The sequence below is a fragment of the Pseudomonas sp. 14P5.3.2 genome, from assembly GCF_057799175.1.
On sequence record NZ_JBYOKU010000008.1, the window covers coordinates 122,960 to 142,107 of the forward strand.

The window sequence follows — 19,148 nt, forward strand, 5'->3', positions numbered from 1 at the left end:
GATCACATTGTGTGTGCTTAACTGGCCACATTGCAGGCACAATGCCATCTCTTTGATATGACGGGTCGGAGCTTTACCCTTGCCGCGTTCTTCTGCTGTACGTTTCAGCCATTTCCTACCTTCACTGCTGTTGTTACTTGCGGGGTTGGCGGCTGCGTACGTCAAAGACCTCAACGTATTCTTCACTTCGCTGTTCAACGTGTTGCCGACCCTGGTGCTGTTGTTGGGCGGCGCTTACTGTGCGGTTTACCGACGTCAGCGCGAACTGTTTCTGATGCTCACGGTGTACATCGCCTACTTTTTGCTCGACACCCAGACCGACTATTACCGCGACAATGGCAAAGTGCGCGAAGACGCTGCCGTGGTATTCCACCTTGTCTGTCTGTTGTTGCCGCTGCTGTTCGGGCTGTTCGCCGCGTGGCAGGAACGTACCCATCTGTTTCAGGACATGGTGGCGCGGTTCGCCGTGTTGCTGGCCTTCGGCAGCGTCGCCCTCGGCCTTGAGCAGAGTTATCCCCAGGCTCTGCTCATGTGGCTCTCGGAAATCCGCTGGCCGGCGCTGCATGGCGCCTGGATGAGCCTGATCCAGATGTCCTATCCGGTATTCCTCTCGGCGTTCCTGCTGCTGGCCTGGCAGTACTGGCGCAACCCGCGCCCGCTGCATGCGGCGCAACTGGTCGGCTTGCTCGGTTTGTTCTGGATGCTGCCGAAAACCTTCATCCTGCCATTCACCCTGAACATCATGTGCAGTCAGGTGATGCTGATGGTTGCGGCTGCCGTGGCGCATGAGGCCTATCAAATGGCCTTCCGCGATGAACTCACCGGTCTGCCGGGGCGCCGCGCGCTCAATGAACGGATGCAGCGCCTGGGGCGCAACTATGTGCTGGCGATGAGCGACGTCGATCACTTCAAGAAATTCAACGACACTCACGGTCACGATGTTGGTGACCAAGTGCTGCGACTGGTCGCCAGCAAACTGTCGAAAATCAGCGGCGGCGGTAGGGCATATCGCTATGGTGGTGAGGAATTCGCCCTGGTGTTTGCGGGCAAAACCCTCGAGGAATGCATGCCGCACCTGGAAGTGATCCGCGAATCGATTGCCTCCTACAACATCCAGTTGCGCAATCAGGAGAACCGCCCGCAGGACGACCAGCAAGGTCGCCAGCGCCGTAGCGGCAGCGGTGCTTCCAGTGTCTCGGTCACGGTCAGTATCGGCGTTGCCGAACGGGTCGAGCAGCGGACGCCGGAAGAAGTCCTCAAGTCCGCCGACCAGGCGTTGTACAGCGCCAAGGGCGCCGGGCGTAACTGCGTCATGGCGTTCGGACAGAACCGTCGCGGCGCAGTGCGCATGGACAGCGCCGCTGGCTGAATCACGCCACAACCATCACTAAAAAGCCCGCTGATTGCGGGCTTTGTTTTATCGCTGAATGTTGGTGACCAAAAATAACAAATCAGTCACCGGTTGACCCTATGTGTCGCAAAAGTTGTTGAGGTACACTCGGCCTCAACGAAAACACTCTTCCACGAATCACCTGTTTAGATCTTGCGAGGTTTGCCATGGCTGACTACAAAGCGCCGCTGCGCGATATGCGCTTCGTCCTCAATGAAGTATTCGAAGTCGCCAAACTCTGGGCCGAACTGCCGGCCTTGGCCGAGACCGTCGATGCAGAAACCGTAGAAGCCATTCTCGAAGAGGCCGGCAAGGTCACCAGCAAAAGCATTGCACCCCTGAGCCGCGCAGCCGACGAAGAAGGCTGCCACTGGAAGGACGGCGCCGTCAGCACCCCGGCCGGTTTCCCACAGGCCTATCAGACTTATGCAGAGGGCGGTTGGGTCGGCGTCGGTGGCGATCCGGCCTACGGCGGCATGGGCATGCCCAAGGCTGTCTCGGCGCAAGTCGAAGAAATGGTCAACTCCGCCAGCCTGTCGTTCGGCCTGTACCCGATGCTGACCGCCGGCGCTTGCCTGTCGATCAACGCCCACGCCAGCGAGGAGCTGAAGGCCGCGTACCTGCCGAACATGTACGCCGGCATCTGGGCCGGTTCCATGTGCCTGACCGAGCCGCACGCCGGCACCGACCTGGGCATCATTCGCACCAAGGCCGAACCGCAGGCCGACGGTTCCTACAAGGTCAGCGGCACCAAGATCTTCATCACCGGCGGTGAGCACGACCTGACCGAGAACATCATTCACCTGGTGCTGGCGAAACTGCCGGACGCCCCGGCCGGCCCGAAAGGCATTTCGCTGTTCCTGGTACCGAAGTTCATGGTCAATGCCGATGGCAGCCTGGGCGCGCGCAACCCGGCGAACTGCGGTTCGATCGAGCACAAGATGGGCATCCAGGCGTCCGCGACCTGCGTGATGAACTTCGACGAAGCCGTGGGTTATCTGGTCGGCGAGCCGAACAAGGGGCTGGCGGCGATGTTCACCATGATGAACTACGAGCGTCTGGGCGTCGGCATTCAAGGCCTGGCCAGCGGCGAGCGCTCTTATCAGAACGCCGTCGAATATGCGCGTGATCGTCTGCAGAGTCGTTCGCCGACCGGCGCGCAGAACAAGGACAAGGTTGCCGACCCGATCATCGTCCACCCGGACGTGCGTCGCATGCTGCTGACCATGAAAGCCTCGAACGAGGGCGGTCGCGCCTTCTCCACCTACGTGGCGATGCAACTCGACACCGCCAAGTTCAGCGAAGACGCGACCACCCGCAAGCGCGCAGAAGACCTGGTCGCGCTGCTGACCCCGGTGGCCAAGGCATTCCTCACGGACCTGGGCCTGGAAACCACCGTGCACGGCCAGCAGATTTTCGGCGGCCACGGCTACATCCGCGAGTGGGGTCAGGAGCAACTGGTGCGTGACGTGCGTATCACCCAGATCTACGAAGGCACCAACGGCATTCAGGCGCTGGACCTGGTCGGGCGCAAGATCGTCGGCAGCGGCGGCGCGTTCTACAAGCTGTTCGCTGACGAGATCCGCCACTTCACCGCAACGGCCAGCGCTGACCTCGGCGAATTCACCAAGCCGCTGAACGATGCCGTCAGCACCCTCGATGAACTGACTGCATGGCTGCTGGATCGGGCGAAAACCAATCCGAACGAAATCGGCGCGGCCTCGGTCGAATATTTGCAAGCGTTTGGCTACACCGCTTATGCCTACATGTGGGCACTGATGGCGAAAGCCGCGCTGGGCAAAGAAGCCCAGGACGATTTCTACGCCAGCAAGCTGGGCACCGCGCGCTTCTATTTCGCCCGTCTGCTGCCGCGTATCCACTCACTGAGCGCATCGGTGAAGGCTGGCAGCGAGTCGTTGTTCCTGCTGAACGCTGAACAGTTTTGATGATGTAACGTAATGTAAGCATTCTCTTACATGACGTGCTGCTGTTCTCCCATAGGCGTGGATTGGATCCACAGCTAATCTACAACTCATGGACGTCGCGCAGGAAGCGCAAAGCAACAACACGGACACGTAGGATTCTGCCAGGGTGGCGGAGTGAAATGGATGTCAGGGAAACAGTCTGCAAAGCCCCGCTTCGGCGGGGTTTTCTTTTGCCTGCAGAAAAGTATCAGGCCAGCGGATCCAGTGGTGGCGCGGCTTTAAGTGGTTTGTCCTCACGCTGAATCACTTCTTCCAGCAACGTTCGCAGCAACGCCAAAGACGCCTGCTGGCGCTGCACGTCGCGGCATACCAGCCCAACCTTCAGCGGCACCCGTGGTTCGCTCAACGGCTTCCACAGCAGATCCTGTTCGTCGTATTCCCTCTGTGAGCGACCGGGCAACACCGTCGCCAGTTTGGTGTGCGGCAGACTGTCGAGAATCCCCAGCATATTGTTCAGCTCGGCCTGTACTTGCGGGCGCCGCCCCAGGCTGGTCAGTTGCGCCTGCCAGATCTGCCGGATCTGAAATTCTTCGCCCAGCAGCAACATGGGCAATTCCGCAGCCTGGCGCATCGAGACTTTCTTGAATTCACGCAGCGGGTGATCCGCCGGGATGACCAGCGTCAGTTCGTCTTCGTACAGCAGCACGCCATGCAGCCCCGGTTGGCGCGGCGGCAGGTAGCTGATGCCGATGTCCAGCGAGCCGTTGAGCAAACGGCGCTCGATCTCCAGCCCCGTCAGTTCATAGATCTGCACCACAAGATGCGGCTGCGCCTTGCGCACCCGTTCGAGCATTTGCGGCACGAGGCTGGTGTGCACGGTTTGCAGTACGCCGATCGCCAGCGTGCGCAGGGCTTGTCCCTTGAAGTTGCCCAGCGCTTCCCGTGCCCGCTGCAGACCGTCGAGCAGCGGCAGGGCGTGGTTGTACAGCGTGTGTGCGGCGAGTGTCGGCAACAGACGTTTGCTGCTGCGTTCGAACAGGGTGACGTCGAGGTTCTGTTCAAGCTGGCGAATCTGCTGCGACAGTGCCGGTTGCGAGATCGACAGGCGCTCGGCCGCGCGGCCGACATGGCCCTCTTCGTAGACCGCGACGAAATAACGCAGTTGTTTGAAATCCATAAGTAGCGCTTATCGAAAATGCTGGTAAATCGAAATGGCCCGAAGCCGTCAGTGAGCCTAGTCTAACCGCAATCACAAGGCTTACAGGGCCAGAGAGCGCGATGAATAGCGTTTGCTTCGACAGTGTTTGCATAGGCAGTTCAAAAAACCTCAACCGAGGTTTTTTTTAATGAATCTGTTCAGTTTGCGGCGCCAGGCGCCGAGTCTTGATGACCTCGCTTTCGAGGCCGCTTCACCCCAGGCAGGCGACAGCCTGAATGCCCAGCGTCTGATGCCCAGTGTCGAACGGCCGCAGCAGGTGTTCGTTCGCGGTCAGGGCTCATGGCTGTGGGACAGCAATGACCGCGCCTACCTCGACTTTTCCCAGGCCGGCGGTGCCAACAGCCTCGGCCACAGCCCTTCGGCACTGGTCAAAGCCATCGCCGGCCAGGCCCAGGCGCTGATCAACCCCGGTTTCAATCTGCTCAATCGCGGCATGCTCAGCCTTGCCGAGCGCCTGTGCGCCAGCACCTCCAGCGATCAGGCTTACCTGCTCAACAGCGGCAGCGAGGCCTGTGAAGCGGCGATCAAACTGGCGCGCAAATGGGGCCAGCTGCATCGTGGCGGCGCCACGCGGATCATTGTTGCCAGACAAGGCTGTCACGGCCGTAGTTTGGCGACGATTTCCGCGTCGGACAGTTGCAACCTGCACAACCGTTTCGCACCCTTGTTGCCGGGTTTCGATCGGGTGCCCTTCAACGATTTGCCGGCGCTGCATGCCGCCGTCGATGCGCAAACCGTGGCGATCATGCTCGAACCGATCCAGAGCGATGCCGGGGTGATTCCGGCCACCGAGCATTACCTCAAAGGCGTCGAGCGCCTGTGCCGAGAATTGGGCATTTTGCTGATCCTCGACGAAGTGCAGACCGGCATCGGCCGCTGCGGCACTTTGCTCGCGGAAGTGTCCTACGGCGTGCGCGCCGACATCGTCGTACTCGGCAAGGGCCTCGGTGGTGGCGTTCCTCTGGCGGCGTTATTGGCCCGAGGCAAGGCCTGCTGCTTTGATGCGGGGGAACTGGGCGGCACTCATCACGGCAATGCACTCATGACCGCGGCCGGTCTGGTGGTGCTCGACAGCGTGCAGGACCGGGCATTTCTCGAGCAGATCAAAGACCACGGCCAGCACTTGCGCGAGGGACTCGCGCGACTGGCGCACCGTTACGGACATGGCGAGTTGCGCGGGCAAGGCCTGTTCTGGGGACTGAGCCTGTCAGAGGATTCCGCCGATGCCGTAGTCAAAGCCGCCTTGCATGAAGGCCTGCTGCTCAACGCGCCGCAAGCCAACTGCTTGCGTTTCACCCCGGCACTCACCGTCAGCAAGGCCAACATCGACGAAATGCTCCTGCGCCTGACCCGCGCCTTCTCACGAGTGCGCACCGCGCAACTGCAATGCCGCAAAGGGATTGCCGTCTGAGCTGAAGTTTCCTACCCGATTTCAAGAACCGTCTCGCGGTATAACGCACGCCCCACGCCTGATTCTTTTGGCGTGGGGCGTTTTTTTGTGCCCGGGTTTTGCCAAGTGCTTTCTGGCACTTGAGAACTTATCGGACGAATGCTCTTTTAGAAGGTGCCGACAGGGAGTGCGGTGTCACCAAGACTGGCTTTGTAATATGTACCACCAGGTGGTATGTTTTTTGGAAGGGATACCGATGTCATTCAGATTGTTCAAGACCAAAGGCTTTGCGGAGCAATATCAGTACCGCAGAGCTAAAGGATTTACGCAAATTGGCCAAGGCTTATGCGCAACTGTCGCATGAGCAGCTTCAGGGATTGCTGGCGATGAAGGAGTTTGTGGAGATTTCCCATGAGTAAGAAATACAAAAGTGAAGTTTTTCAGTCGGTACATGAGTCGGCCAAGGCTTTGCTCGCGGTCGGAGCCATCAGCAAGGCGACGATGCGTGAGTTTGACGAGTCCTGCCTGGCGACGGTGCCTGACGCGATCCCGGCGGAACAGATCAAGGCGCTGCGCGAGCGTAATAACGTCAGCCAGCCGGTATTTGCACGCTACTTGAATACCAGTGCATCGACAGTCAAGCAATGGGAGTCGGGAGATAAACATCCCAGCGGAATGGCGCTGAAACTGCTGAGCATCGTGCAGAAGCATGGGCTGCAAATTCTTGCCTGAGCCATCAATTTGGCACTGAGACTTTGATTGGCAGTGAACCCTGAAGAACGGCGCAGGTCGATTAGCTTGTATGGCTCATGTGAGCCAACCCCCATTCAGGAGCTGACCCATGGACTTCATTCGTATCATCATCGCTATTCTGTTGCCGCCACTGGGTGTGTTTCTGCAGGTCGGGTTCGGCGGGGCGTTCTGGCTGAACATTCTGCTGACGCTGTGCGGCTACATTCCCGGGATCGTGCATGCGGTGTACATCATCGCCAAGCGCTGAGTTCAGCGGCATCTGATAGATAGCATTCGCGAGCAGGCTCGCTCCCACAGGGGATTTTGTGAACAACACAGATCCAATGTGGGAGCGAGCCTGCTCGCGATAGAGGCACCAATATTTTGAATTGTGAATGCGGGTGTCAGTCAGCCAACCCCATCACCCGCCGATAAAACTTCCATTCCTGCTCCAGCGCATGCGCCTGGTTCACCGCCCGGCGGAAGCCATGGCGTTCCTCGGCGTAGTAATGCGCCTCGACCGGGATGCCGTTGTGCTCCAGCGCCGCGACCATGTCGCGCGTCTGTTGCGGCACCACCACCGCATCCAGCTCACCCTGAAAGAAAATCACTGGCACATGGATGTTGCTCGCGTGCAGTAGCGGCGTGCGGGCGGCGTAGCGCTCGGTGTCCTGCTCAGGATCACCGATCAGCCAGTCGAGATAATCACCTTCGAATTTGTGGGTTGCCCGGGCCAGTGCCACCGGGTCGCTGACGCCATAGAGGCTGGCGCCCGCGCGGAACACTTGCTGAAACGCCAGCGCGCACAGCGTGGTGTAACCCCCGGCGCTGCCACCGCGAATAAATGCCCGCTCGCCATCGATCAGACCTTGTTCGGCCAGATATGCCACCACCGCGCAGGCGTCCTCGACATCCACCTCACCCCAACTCAGATGCAACGCCTGACGGTATTCGCGACCATAACCGCTGCTGCCGCGATAGTTGAGGTCGGCGACGGCGAAACCACGCTGCGTCCAGTACTGAATGCGCGGGTCGAGCATCGGGTAGCAGGCCGAGGTCGGGCCGCCGTGGATGAACACCACCAGTGGCGGTCGCGCTTCGTCGTTCATCGCCGGATAAAAGAAGCCGTGAGCCTCACCGCTGCAACTCGGGTAGCGCAAGGTCTGCGGACAGCTGATGCGCTCCGCCGGCAAAGGCGCCACACCGCCGGCCAGCACATTCACTTCGCGGGTAGCGCGATCAATGGCGATTACCGCCGAAGGGCTGATCGGCGAAGCGGCGATGCAGTAGATGAACTGCTGATCCAGCGCCAGATGCCGGAAGCGGCTGTAGTCGCCAGTAAAGTCCTCGCCGTCGAGCGCCAGACGACCAAAACCGCCTTCGCTCCAGCTCGCCAGAAACGAATCGCCCACCGGCAACCAGGTGCAGCCACCCATCTGCCACGGGGCGGGCGCATGATCGGCTTCGGCACAGGGCAGTCGATGCAAACCGTCGGACGTTTCGCGCCACGGCTGCCAGAAACCGCCGCGATCAGTCAGGCACAACAAGCGTCCTTTCGCGTCGAACCGCGGTTGCTGGATCGACTCTTCAAGGTCAGCCCCCGCCACGCAACGCGGTGCGCCAAAGCCACCCTCAGCCAGACGCTCGGCCACCATCAATCGCGTGGAGGTCCAAGGCTGATGCGGCCGACTCCACTCGATCCACGCCAACCGCGAACCGTCCGGGCTGATCACCGGTGCTGCATAGAAATCTGCACCTTCAGCCAGCAAATGCCGGGTGCCTTCAGCCAGATCAATTGCTACCAGTCGATGCTGGTCGCGCAGCTCCTCAACCGTCAGCACCTGGCCGAAAGCAAAATGCAGATCGCCATAACGACACTCGCCAGACGTCAGCGCTTCAGGCGCGCCATCCAGCGCTTGCCGATACAACTGCTGATCCGCCTCATTGACGAAAGCCACTCCGTCAGGCGTCAGACAAAACGCGCCACCGCCATATTCGTACACCCGGCTACGCACACTGAAACCGTCCGGCGTCAGACATTTCGCCACGCCGTCGCGCCACTGCCAGATCCGGCACGCGGCGTCTTGCGGGCGATATTCATTCCAGAACACACCGTGGACGCCGAGTTGCAGCTCGGCGAAATCCATTCCGGCGGCGACGGCCTGAGCGGCGCTGAAAGGCTCAGCCCTTGGCGATGAGGCGTGAGTTTCGTTCATTACGGAAGGCCAGTTGTTCGATGGTCTGGGTGGCGGTCTCGGCTTCTTCGCGGGCCTTGAGAATCACGCCGTGATGTTCGGACTTGCTGCACACCGGGTCGGCATTGCTCGCGTCCCCCGTGAGCATGAACGCTTGACAGCGGCAGCCGCCGAAATCCTGTTCCTTCTCGTCGCACGAGCGGCACGGCTCGGGCATCCAGTCGTAACCGCGAAAGCGGTTGAAGCCAAACGAGTCGTACCAGATGTGCTGCATGCTGTGGTCGCGCACGTTGGGAAATTGTACCGGCAGCTGTCGGGCGCCATGACAGGGCAGGGCAGTGCCGTCCGGAGTAACCGTCAGAAAGATGCTGCCCCAGCCGTTCATGCAGGCTTTCGGGCGTTCTTCGTAGTAGTCCGGGGTGACGAATATCAACTTGCACGGATGCCCTTCGGCTTCCAGTTTGGCGCGGTATTCGTTGGTGATGCGTTCGGCACGCACCAGTTGTTCCTTGGTCGGCAACAGGCCGACACGGTTGAGCTGTGCCCAGCCGTAAAACTGGCAGGTGGCGAGTTCGACGAAGTCTGCTTCGAGCGCAATACACAGCTCGATGATGCGGTCGATCTTGTCGATGTTGTGCCGGTGGGTGACGAAGTTCAGCACCATCGGATAGCCGTGGGCCTTCACCGCCCGGGCCATTTCCAGCTTCTGCGCGAAGGCCTTTTTCGAGCCGGCGAGCAGGTTGTTTACCTGTTCGTCACTGGCCTGAAAACTGATCTGGATGTGATCGAGACCAGCCCTCTTGAAGTCACTGATCTTCTGCTCGGTCAGACCGATGCCGGAAGTGATCAGATTGGTGTAGAAACCCAACTGCCGCGCTTCACGAATCAGTTCGGCGAGGTCCTGACGCACCAGCGGTTCGCCACCAGAAAAGCCCAGTTGCGCCGCGCCCATCTCCCGCGCTTCGCGGAACACCTTGATCCACTGCTCGGTGCTCAGCTCTTTGCCCTGCTCGGCGAAATCCAGCGGATTGGAGCAGTACGGGCATTGCAGCGGGCAGCGGTAAGTCAGCTCGGCGAGCAGCCACAGCGGCAGGCCGACTTCAGGTTTTGGCGGTACTTGCACCGATGCCTCAGGCAAGTTCGATCCAGTGCTGCGCACGGGCAACCTCCATGAATTGCTCGATGTCTTCACCGAGCTCAGGCACGCCGGGGAACTGCTCGTCGAGTTTGGCGATGATCGCCGCGACATCACGTTCACCGTCGATCAAACCGCCGATCAGCGCGGCGCTGTCGTTGAGCTTGATCATGCCCTCGGGGTAGAGCAGCACGTGACCTTTTTGCGCCGGTTCATATTGAAAACGGTAGCCGGGACGCCAGGTCGGGATCTTGCTGCGATCAAAACTCATAAGGTGATTCCTTTGTGCCAGACCCGCTGCTCGGTGACGCTGTGATACGGCGGGCGGTTCAGTTCGTAAGCCATGCTCATGGCATCGAGCATGCTCCAAAGAATGTCCAGTTTGAACTGGAGAATTTCCAGCATGCGCTCCTGACCCTCGCGGGTCTTGTAGTGCTCAAGCGTGATCGCCAGACCATGCTCGACATCGCGCCGCGCCTGACCGAGGCGGGTGCGGAAATATTCGTAACCGGCCGGGTCGATCCACGGGTAATGCTGCGGCCAGCTGTCGAGGCGCGACTGGTGGATCTGCGGTGCGAACAGTTCGGTCAACGAGCTGCTGGCGGCTTCCTGCCAACTGGCACGGCGGGCGAAGTTGACGTACGCGTCGACGGCGAAACGCACGCCGGGCAGCACCAGTTCCTGGGAGCGCAGTTGATCCGGGTCGAGGCCGACCGCCTGACCGAGACGCAGCCAGGCTTCGATCCCGCCGTCCTCACCCGGGGCACCGTCGTGATCGAGCAGGCGTTGAATCCACTCGCGGCGGATTTCGCGATCCGGGCAGTTGGCGAGGATCGCCGCGTCTTTCAGGGGGATGTTCACCTGATAGTAGAAGCGGTTGGCGACCCAGCCCTGAATCTGCTCGCGGGTGGCACGGCCCTCGTACATCGCCACGTGATACGGGTGATAGATGTGGTAATAGGCGCCTTTGGCGCGCAGGGCCGCTTCGAATTCGGTGGGGGACAGCGGGGTGTCGGTCATTGCGGTTCTCCGGGGGAACAACCGTTGGAATTCTGGGTGTCTGTTCGGACGTCTTCGCGAGCAAGCCCGCTCCCACAGGGTTTGTGAACGCCACAGATCCAATGTGGGAGCGGGCTTGCTCGCGAAGAGGCCATCCGCTACAGCACAATACTCATGCCATCGAACGCCACTTCAACATTACGCCGCGCCAGCTCCGCGCGCTCCGGCGAATCCTCATCGAGAATCGGGTTGGTGTTGTTGATGTGGATAAGCACCTTGCGCTGCTCAGGCAACTGCTCCAGCACTTCGAGCATGCCGCCGGGGCCGTTCTGCGCCAGGTGGCCCATCTCGCGACCGGTGCGGGTGCCGACGCCACGGCGCTGCATTTCATCGTCATCCCACATTGTGCCGTCAACCAACAGGCAATCGCTGCCGGCCATGATCTCCAGCAGCGGCGCGTCGACCTTGCCCAGGCCCGGGGCGTAAAACAGTTTACCGCCGGTGTTGAGGTCTTCGACGATCAAGCCGATGTTGTCGCCCGGGTGCGGGTCGAAACGGTGCGGCGAATACGGTGGCGCGGCGCTGCGCAACGGCAGCGGGGTGAAGCGCAGGTTCGGGCAGGCAGCGACGGTGAAGCTCTGGTCGAGCTCGATGCGGTTCCAGTTCAGTCCGCCGTTCCAGTGGGTGAGCATCTTGAACAGCGGGAAACCGGTGCTCAGATCTTCGTGAACCATGTCCGTGCACCAGACCTGATGCGGGCAGCCTTCGCGCAGGCTGAGCAGGCCGGTGGTGTGGTCGATCTGGCTGTCCATCAGGATGATCGCGCTGATGCCGGTGTCGCGCAGTGCACGGCCCGGTTGCATCGGGGCGAAGCTCTGCAGTTGCGCGCGGATGTCCGGCGAAGCGTTGCACAGCACCCAGTTCACGCCGTCATCGGAAATCGCGATGGACGATTGGGTGCGGGCCTTGGCATTCAGGCTGCCGTCGCGAAAGCCTGCGCAATTGACGCAGTTGCAGTTCCACTGCGGAAATCCGCCACCGGCGGCCGAACCCAGAATCTGGACGAACATGAACGCTCCCATCTTTCAACGCTGAAAATAAAACGCCCCGGCGAGCCGAGGCGTTGCACTGCAAGTCTGCGTAGGCAGAACTCAGCGGCTGGCGAAGTACATGGTGACTTCGAAGCCGATACGCAGGTCGGTGTAAGCCGGTTTTGTCCAGGACATAAGGTGACTCCTCATTGGGTGGGTGGGATAGCGCTATCCATAGGTATAGTCCATGGCCGCGCCGGGATGTTCCAAATAGTTAGGCTGCTATGTTACTCAAAATTTCAGCACGATTGCCCGTGAATCTTTGAGAAAGCTCCTTGCAGCCTTGGTAATGATCATTTTGTCGCTTGCCAAGGTGCGCCGGGTACCGATTCGCTGGCCAGGCACAGCCGGCCGCCCTCGGCGTTGAGCAAGCGCTGCGCTGCCGCCAGCAATGCCGAGCGCTCCAGTTGACCAATGGCTGTGTGCAGTTGCGCCAGATAATCCGACGAGTGGCCGGCGAGCTTGGCCTGCCACAGCAACTCGGCGGCGTCTTTGCCGGACAGATGACTCTCATCGAACTGATCCGCGAGCGACTGGCGTTGCTGTTTGAATCGCTCTTCATCGAGGTTTTCGATCAGCGCAGGAATGCCCTCGAGGAACTGCTGGATATGCCCAAGCAGTTCAACTGGCGCAGTATTTGGCGACTGCACACCAAACAGCAACCCACTCTGGCCATGCATCTGCCGCAGGGCGCTGAACACCGCGTAGCCCAATTGCAATTCGACCCGCAGACGCTGATAGAACAGGGTCTGGCACAGTTGCGCGAGCAGGCGCCAGGCAGCCTCATCGGCAATCTCGTGGCTGGCGGTCGGGCAGAACAGCAGCAAGGCGTGTTCGCTGGACGCGGTGTCGATGTGGCTCCATAGATGTTGCGTGTTGATCGCAGGCGTTGCCGGCAATTGATTGTCCGGTGTGCCAGGGATGCGGCTCAGGGCCAGGCCCATGGACGATTGCGTCTGCGCGTTGAGGCCAAGAGCCAGTCCGTCCCAGCGCGAACTTGTCCACAGCAGTTTGGCGTCGTTCGACTCAACGGCTGATGGCAGACAGCGTTCAGGCAATGCCTTGAGCAACTGGCGGATCGGTATCAGCGGTGCTTCCGGCTCTGCGTTGGTCGAATCGACGTCAATTTGCGTCAGGCATTTCAGCGCGTGTTCGAGGACACTCGGCATCGGCTCCTGCAGGCCGGTCAGTTTCAGTAGCCACTGCGTACCGGTGGCACTGAACGCCAACTCGACGCCGGCCTGCCGTGCATCTTCCTGCGTTTCCCGCAGACTGCGTTGCAGCTTGGCTTGCAGATTTACACTGGCCACCGCTTCGGTTTGCCAGCGCAGGTAAATCGCGCCGAGATCACTGTTGTCCGGCAACGCCTGGCTGAATTGCATCGGCGAACGCTCACGCCGCCCGCGCGAGCGATCCTGAGCGAAAGTCCGCAAACCACGGTGAGCGCTGGTCTGGCCGCGAATCAGTCCGGCGTTGGCCAGCGGTTCGCTGGAGCGCAGGAAAGGGTTGGCGGCAGGAAGGTGCCAATGGTCGCTGAAGTTATCCACAACACCGAGGTCGCGCAGGATCTGTTTGAGCGCAACGACGCCGTTTTCCGACAGACCGCTTTCGCGTTGTTCACTGTCGAGCCGCGCCAGTTGCAGGGCGCCGCTGATTTGCTGCTGACGTTCAAGCAGGCTGGCGTATTCCTCGCGCAACGCCGCCCAGTCCTGTTGCGCGGCGAAGAAGCTCAACCAGTCCAGCAGCTGTTCGCGAATGGCGTTGAGGGATTCGGCGGGGGCGGTGAATTGCAGATGCAGCAGCGCTTGCCCGGCGAACTGATACAGTGGCACGGCTTTCAAACTGTCCGCGAGGCTTTGTTGTTGCAGATGGGCGAGCAGCCCGCCGGGTTTGGCGCTGTTCAGCCAATGGCAGAGAAACGCCAGCGCTTCGGCGGACGAGTCGGGCAGTGCTTCGAAAGCGAACAACAGATTGCTGCTCCGCTCGCCGTCCTGTTGATAACTGTTCACCGTCAATGGCAGCGGCGCAGCCTGCTGGACTTTATCCCCAACCGGCAGCGCCACGGCGAACTGCTGCGCAAGGACGCGCAATTCCTCAACGCTCTGCGGCCCGACCAGGCTCAGCGTCATTTGTCCGGTGCGATAAAACTGCTGATGGAAATCCTTCAGTGCCTGCTGAAACGCTGGTAACTCAACTTTCAGGCTGTCGCGATTCCCCGCATGAAACCCGCGCAACGGATGTGTGGCCCGCAAGCCCTCGTACAGCGCCAGTTCCTGCTGAGCCGTCGGATCTTGCGACCACGCGACGAATTCCGCGTCCAGCACTTCCCGTTCGCGCAACTGATCGTGCGGATTCATACGCGGCTGGGCGAGCATGTCTGACAGACGCTCAAGCCCGGCGCTGAAGGCCGAGGTCGGCAATTCGAAAAAGAAGTCGGTGCTGCGTTCACGGGTACTGGCATTTACTTGCCCACCGTGACTTTGCACGTAGGCCATCAGCGCCTGACTCGCAGGAAAACGCTCAGTGCCGAGAAACAGCAGATGCTCAAGGAAATGCGCCAGCCCCGGCCACTCCAGTGGCACATCATGGCTACCGGCCGCCACCCGCAACGCAGCGGCGCTGCGCTTCAAGCCGGGCACCTGACGCAGGGTCACGCGCAAGCCGTTGGCCAGGGTTTCAGTGTGGGGGCGAGGGGGAGTTGGCGCAGGCATGGGCACTTCCAGAACAGTGAAGTGCCAATGCTAGCGGATTGCGTGGGGTCAGCGCTTGTTCAACGCGTGGTAAAGCTCGGGACGACGGTCGTTGAGGTAGCGATTGGCGGCACGGGAATCGGCCATCAACTGGCGATCCAGCTCACCGACGATCAATGCTTCATCGAGGCCAGCCTGGGCGATACGGCTGCCGTCCGGCGCGGCGATGCTGCTTTGCCCGCAATAGTGGATCTCGCCTTCATGCCCGCAATAGTTGGCGTACGCCACGTAGCACTGGTTTTCGAAGGCGCGGGAGCGCACGGTGACATCAGCGACGAAATCGAAAGGAATCATGTTCGCCGTCGGCACCACAATCAGCTCGGCGCCGGCCAGCGCCAGACGCCGCGCGTTCTCGGGAAACTCCAGGTCGTAGCAGATCAGGAAACCGAGCTTCCAGCCGTTGAGCTCGACCAGCGGAAACGCATCTTCGCCGGGGCTGAACATCGAACGATCCAGGTCGCCGAACAGATGGGTCTTGCGGTAGTTGCACAGGCGCTCGCCGTGCGCGTCGATCAACTGCACGGCGTTGTAGATCTGCCCGTCGGCCGTGCGCTCGGGGTACCCGTAAGCAATTGCCAGCCCGGCGGCTTTGGCGATTCGACCGATCTGTTGCGCCCATTCGCCGTTGTAGACCTCGGCCAAGGTGCTGACCGCTTCCTTGCCGATGTTGTAGCCGGTCAGAAACATTTCCGGCAGCACCAGCAGGTCGGCACCCTTGGCCTCCATCGCCAGTTGCTGCAGGCGATGCAGGTTGGCGGCGGGATCCAAAGGCAGCGGTGGACATTGGTAAAGGGCTACACGCATCGGGGAATCCTCTTACTCGGGCAGGGCGATAGGGCCGATGTCTTTGAACACATCACCCGGGCCCGGGTTCGCTTTATGTGTCGACCCGCCGAAGTGTTTCATGATGCCCCACACCGCGTTGAGCGAGGTCTGCACCGCACCTTCGACCCATGCCGGCGTCCACGATACGTCATCGCCGGCGATGAAAATCCCGCGCTGTTCGGCTGGCATGTCGTCCTGCATGAAGTGCGCGTACATCCGCTGGTTGTAGCGATAGTGGCCGGGCAGGGCGCCTTTGAATGCGCCGAGGAAGTGCGGGTCGGCTTCCCAGGACACGGTGATCGGGTCGCCGATGATCCGCGCGGCGATGTCGACTTTCGGGTAGATCTTCTTCAGCGCGTTCAACGCCAGTTCCACGCGTTTCTCGACCGGGTGCGGCAGCATCTTCAGCGCGTCGCTCATCCACGAGTACGACAGGCAAATCACGCCCGGCTTGTCGTCACCGTTATCGAACAGATAAGTGCCACGGGTCAGGCGATCGGTGAGGGTCATGCTCATCAGGTCGCGACCGGTTTCCGGATCCTTGTCCTTCCAGAATGGCCGGTCGACCATCACGAAGGTCTTCGACGACTGCATGTAGCGCGTGCGGTCCAGCGCCATCCACATCTTCTGCGAGAACAGGGTTTCGTCGCATTCGATCTGGGTGGTCAGCAGCCAGCTCTGGCAGGTGGTCAGCACGGCGGCGTATTCGCGGGTGTCGCCGTTGTTGTCGGTGACGGCGAAACGGCCGTCCGGCGCGTGGGCGATTTTCTTCACCCCGGAACGCGGCGCGCCACGGTGCAGGGATTTCAGGCTGGTACCTTCCGGCCAGTGCACACAGCGCTCCGGCACATGCCGCCAGATGCCTTGCGGCACTTGCTCCACACCGCCGACCACCAGATGCTGGTGATCATCGCAGTTGGTCATCACCACGCGGAAGATTTCCAGCATCGAGTTGGGGAAGTCCGAGTCCCAGCCGCCAGTGCCGAAACCGACCTGACCGAACACTTCGCGGTGATGAAACGAGAGTTTGGCGAAGGCCTTGGAGGTGGCAACGAAGTCGTAGAAGGTGCGGTCGTCCCACAGCGGAACGAGTTTGTTCCACAGTTCTTTGAGGCGTGGTACGTCGCGGTCACGGATCGCTTGCTGGATATCGGCGAACTGCGAGCCAGCCTCCAGTGCATCGGCCCAGGCGTCAGCCACTTCCTGGAACAGTGCAGGAAGATCCTTCAGGCTTTGTGCGTAATGGGTTTTGCCTTCGAGATCGATCACCGTGCTGCCGGAGGCCGGCGTCAGTGGGTTCGGGAAAGGTTTGGTCTCGAGGCCGAGCTTGTCTACATAGTGGTAGAACGCCGTGGAGGATACCGGGAAACGCATGCCGCCCAGTTCCGCGACGATGCCATCGGTGCCGTTGAACGCTTGCGAACGCAGACGGCCACCCAGTTTCGAGGCCTCGTACACCACTGGTTTCAAGCCGAGCTTCATCAGTTCGTAGGCGGCCACCAGGCCAGCGATACCCGCGCCGACAATCGCCACTTCAGCGCCATGGTGCTGTTCAGGAATGCTGCCGAGACCGGCCGGGTGTTCGATCCAGTCGTCGAAGGCGAACGGGAAGTCCGGGCCGAAAATGGTGACTGGTTTCTTACCGTCTGCAGGATGGCGATTGTTCTTGTTCATGGCTGACCTTGCTGGCGACCCGACGCAGGATGCGCGTCTGAGTATAGGAAAAGATGCCAGCCATTCTAGGGAGCGTAGAACACGTTAATAAGACGCAAAGTGTCGTCGTTTTGCTAATTAATTGATCAATATGACGTTTGCTGACTACACACCGACCAAATGTAGGAGTGAGCCTGCTCGCGAAGAGGCCATCAAGCTCACCAGCACTCAAACCGGCTGCCCTCGATCAATCTTGCTACTCAAAATGATCGACGTCGTGGTCTTCTCCACCCCGTCCACACTGCCGATCTGATCCAGCAACTGATCCAGTTGCTCCGGCGAGTCCGTGCGCAGCCACGCCACATAATCAAATTCGCCACTCACCGCACACAACTGTTGCACCTGCGCCATTGCACTCAAGCGACGCAGCACGTCCTTGCCAGAACGCGGCTGTACCTTGATCCCTACATACGCCTGCAACCCGCCATCGACCACGCGCTGCCCCAGGCGCACGCCGTATCCGGTGATTACCTTGGCCTTCTCCAGCCGCGCCAACCGCGATGTGACGGTGGTCCGCGCAATACCCAACTGCCGGGCAAGCATGGCCACGCTTTCGCGGGCGTTGATTTGCAGGGCGGCGATCAGCTGGCGGTCGATTTCGTCGAGTGCGGGGGGGCGGGTGTCGGGCAACGGTGTAGCTCCATGACTGTCGAGGGCGGATGAGTTTGCATGTTACAGGCACTATCAGCGACACGCTGCTGGCGCTGACTGAGCACGTCACTTATGCGTGGAGGCACTCGTTGCGCCAAAACAAACATCAAATATTTGGTTTGACTTGCCTGGCCTATTTATCAAGAATGCCAACAAGAGCGCGAAATCTGCTGCCTTGCAGGGCTTTAGCGGACGTAGGTACCTCAGCGATGCTGCAACATCGGTGTAAGGTGAGACCTCTTCATCCCATTTCCTGAGGATGCAAATATCAGGATTCAAATATCAAGGGCAGCCAACGGGCTGCCCTTTTCTTTGTCTTCAAGAATGTACCGCTTGTACAAAAGATCGCCTTGGCGGTGCTTGTTCATTGCTCTTGACGGAGCGTGCATGAAATTCCAGAGGACGTGCCCGTTTCGCACATCGACCACGACGAGCATGTCGTTTTTTGCCTCATAGGTGTTGATGAATGCCAATCGGAAACCGCCGTTATCGTAGAGGACTTTCCATACTTCGAATGGTCCCGTGAGCGTATCGATGGCATGTCGAACATAGCGTTCTCGGGAGTCTGGACGTTTCTCGACGATATGGGCCAGTTTGTCTCGCATGACTGCAACGTTTCCAATAGGCGTGAGGATAGTAACGGCCAGCACGGAATCGTCGACGAACCCGAAGTGATTCAGAAGGATTTTGAGAGCGTCTTTTGCGTCGTCAGCCCTTTTTATTTCTTCTATTGCGGCTGACCGAAGCTCTCGCGATAACGTTCTCAAATCGGGTAGAGCAAGGTCGATCCAGGTTAGTTGGTCGGCTGCTTCCCTTATCAGTGGCGCAGCATTCACAAGCATAAAAACAATCCTGGACGGGCGGTGGCGTCCGGAGATTACTTGTCTGGAGAAACAGTCAACAAGGCACGGGGAGGGGAGAAAACATCGCTTCGGAACATTCCTACAGCCTTCGGGGAGGTCTTCCGAACATTGCGCTCGCAAAGATTGTCCCCTCAACCGATCGCCCAAGAAAAAGCCGCGCATATAGCGCGGCTTTCAAATGTGGTGGGCCCACACGGACTTGAACCGTGGACCAAAGGATTATGAGTCCTCTGCTCTAACCAACTGAGCTATAGGCCCTCAGTAGGCCGC

The 19,148-nt window shown here is 60.1% G+C and carries 18 protein-coding genes and 1 tRNA gene; 6 read left to right on the forward strand and 13 right to left on the reverse strand.

Annotated features, from left to right (window positions below; translation table 11 throughout):
* Positions 1 to 79: 79 nt before the first annotated feature.
* Together AC27VU_RS08965 and AC27VU_RS08970 are read left to right on the forward strand one after the other, a co-directional pair.
* A complete protein-coding gene (locus AC27VU_RS08965; protein ID WP_003228895.1) occupies positions 80 to 1,369 on the forward strand; it encodes a GGDEF domain-containing protein in 1,290 nt (429 codons plus the stop codon).
* 188 nt (positions 1,370 to 1,557) lie between these two features.
* The gene (locus AC27VU_RS08970; RefSeq protein ID WP_027610696.1) at positions 1,558 to 3,336 is read left to right on the forward strand and encodes an acyl-CoA dehydrogenase C-terminal domain-containing protein; all 1,779 of its coding nucleotides are present in this window, start codon (positions 1,558 to 1,560) and stop codon (positions 3,334 to 3,336) included.
* Between the two features lie 226 nt (positions 3,337 to 3,562).
* On the opposite strand, the gene AC27VU_RS08975 is transcribed toward AC27VU_RS08970, so the two are convergent.
* Positions 3,563 to 4,492 carry a LysR family transcriptional regulator gene (locus AC27VU_RS08975; protein ID WP_045122656.1) on the reverse strand — a complete coding sequence of 310 codons (930 nt, stop codon included), beginning with the start codon at positions 4,490 to 4,492 and terminating at the stop codon, positions 3,563 to 3,565.
* Positions 4,493 to 4,661: 169 nt separating this feature from the next.
* Here AC27VU_RS08975 and AC27VU_RS08980 point away from each other — a divergent pair, with 169 nt between their 5' ends.
* From AC27VU_RS08980 to AC27VU_RS08995, 4 genes are all read left to right on the forward strand, one after another.
* On the forward strand, positions 4,662 to 5,945 hold the full coding sequence (locus AC27VU_RS08980) for an aspartate aminotransferase family protein (RefSeq protein ID WP_488723894.1): 1,284 nt from the start codon (positions 4,662 to 4,664) through the stop codon (positions 5,943 to 5,945).
* Between the two features lie 266 nt (positions 5,946 to 6,211).
* Entirely contained in the window at positions 6,212 to 6,343 is a 132-nt protein-coding gene (locus AC27VU_RS08985; RefSeq protein ID WP_488723895.1) for a type II toxin-antitoxin system RelE/ParE family toxin, read from the forward strand.
* Positions 6,336 to 6,656, forward strand: coding sequence for a helix-turn-helix domain-containing protein (locus AC27VU_RS08990; protein WP_003228888.1), 321 nt, complete (start codon positions 6,336 to 6,338; stop codon positions 6,654 to 6,656). The genes AC27VU_RS08985 and AC27VU_RS08990 overlap by 8 nt, the downstream gene beginning before the upstream one ends.
* Positions 6,657 to 6,765: 109 nt before the next feature.
* Complete coding sequence (locus tag AC27VU_RS08995) at positions 6,766 to 6,924, forward strand: YqaE/Pmp3 family membrane protein (protein ID WP_003228885.1); 159 nt, start codon at positions 6,766 to 6,768, stop codon at positions 6,922 to 6,924.
* 136 nt (positions 6,925 to 7,060) lie between these two features.
* On the opposite strand, the gene AC27VU_RS09000 is transcribed toward AC27VU_RS08995, so the two are convergent.
* From AC27VU_RS09000 to AC27VU_RS09055, 12 genes are all read right to left on the reverse strand, one after another.
* Positions 7,061 to 8,872, reverse strand: coding sequence for a S9 family peptidase (locus AC27VU_RS09000; RefSeq protein ID WP_488723896.1), 1,812 nt, complete (start codon positions 8,870 to 8,872; stop codon positions 7,061 to 7,063).
* Positions 8,838 to 10,010 carry a pyrroloquinoline quinone biosynthesis protein PqqE gene (pqqE, locus tag AC27VU_RS09005; RefSeq protein ID WP_103486455.1) on the reverse strand — a complete coding sequence of 391 codons (1,173 nt, stop codon included), beginning with the start codon at positions 10,008 to 10,010 and terminating at the stop codon, positions 8,838 to 8,840. Before pqqE ends, AC27VU_RS09000 begins: the two co-directional genes overlap by 35 nt.
* Positions 9,982 to 10,257, reverse strand: coding sequence for a pyrroloquinoline quinone biosynthesis peptide chaperone PqqD (pqqD, locus tag AC27VU_RS09010; protein ID WP_003228880.1), 276 nt, complete (start codon positions 10,255 to 10,257; stop codon positions 9,982 to 9,984). The genes pqqE and pqqD overlap by 29 nt, the downstream gene beginning before the upstream one ends.
* Complete coding sequence (gene pqqC, locus AC27VU_RS09015; RefSeq protein ID WP_003228879.1) at positions 10,254 to 11,006, reverse strand: pyrroloquinoline-quinone synthase PqqC; 753 nt, start codon at positions 11,004 to 11,006, stop codon at positions 10,254 to 10,256. The genes pqqD and pqqC overlap by 4 nt, the downstream gene beginning before the upstream one ends.
* 137 nt (positions 11,007 to 11,143) lie before the next feature.
* Entirely contained in the window at positions 11,144 to 12,055 is a 912-nt protein-coding gene (pqqB, locus tag AC27VU_RS09020; RefSeq protein ID WP_103520389.1) for a pyrroloquinoline quinone biosynthesis protein PqqB, read from the reverse strand.
* Positions 12,056 to 12,136: 81 nt separating this feature from the next.
* Positions 12,137 to 12,211, reverse strand: a complete 75-nt coding sequence (gene pqqA / locus AC27VU_RS09025; RefSeq protein ID WP_003422658.1) for a pyrroloquinoline quinone precursor peptide PqqA — start codon at positions 12,209 to 12,211, stop codon at positions 12,137 to 12,139.
* Between the two features lie 158 nt (positions 12,212 to 12,369).
* On the reverse strand, positions 12,370 to 14,787 hold the full coding sequence (gene pqqF / locus AC27VU_RS09030) for a pyrroloquinoline quinone biosynthesis protein PqqF (RefSeq protein WP_488723897.1): 2,418 nt from the start codon (positions 14,785 to 14,787) through the stop codon (positions 12,370 to 12,372).
* Positions 14,788 to 14,835: 48 nt separating this feature from the next.
* Positions 14,836 to 15,630, reverse strand: coding sequence for a carbon-nitrogen hydrolase family protein (locus AC27VU_RS09035; protein WP_201136422.1), 795 nt, complete (start codon positions 15,628 to 15,630; stop codon positions 14,836 to 14,838).
* 12 nt (positions 15,631 to 15,642) lie between these two features.
* Positions 15,643 to 17,325: a flavin monoamine oxidase family protein gene (locus AC27VU_RS09040; RefSeq protein ID WP_003228871.1), complete on the reverse strand. Its 1,683-nt coding sequence runs from the start codon at positions 17,323 to 17,325 to the stop codon at positions 15,643 to 15,645.
* 207 nt (positions 17,326 to 17,532) lie between these two features.
* Entirely contained in the window at positions 17,533 to 17,994 is a 462-nt protein-coding gene (locus tag AC27VU_RS09045) for an Lrp/AsnC family transcriptional regulator (protein WP_458834085.1), read from the reverse strand.
* A gap of 296 nt (positions 17,995 to 18,290) precedes the next feature.
* Positions 18,291 to 18,857, reverse strand: a complete 567-nt coding sequence (locus AC27VU_RS09050) for a PBECR2 nuclease fold domain-containing protein (protein ID WP_488723898.1) — start codon at positions 18,855 to 18,857, stop codon at positions 18,291 to 18,293.
* A 202-nt stretch (positions 18,858 to 19,059) separates the two neighbouring features.
* A tRNA-Ile gene (locus tag AC27VU_RS09055) sits at positions 19,060 to 19,136 on the reverse strand.
* Between the last annotated feature and the right edge of the window lie 12 nt (positions 19,137 to 19,148).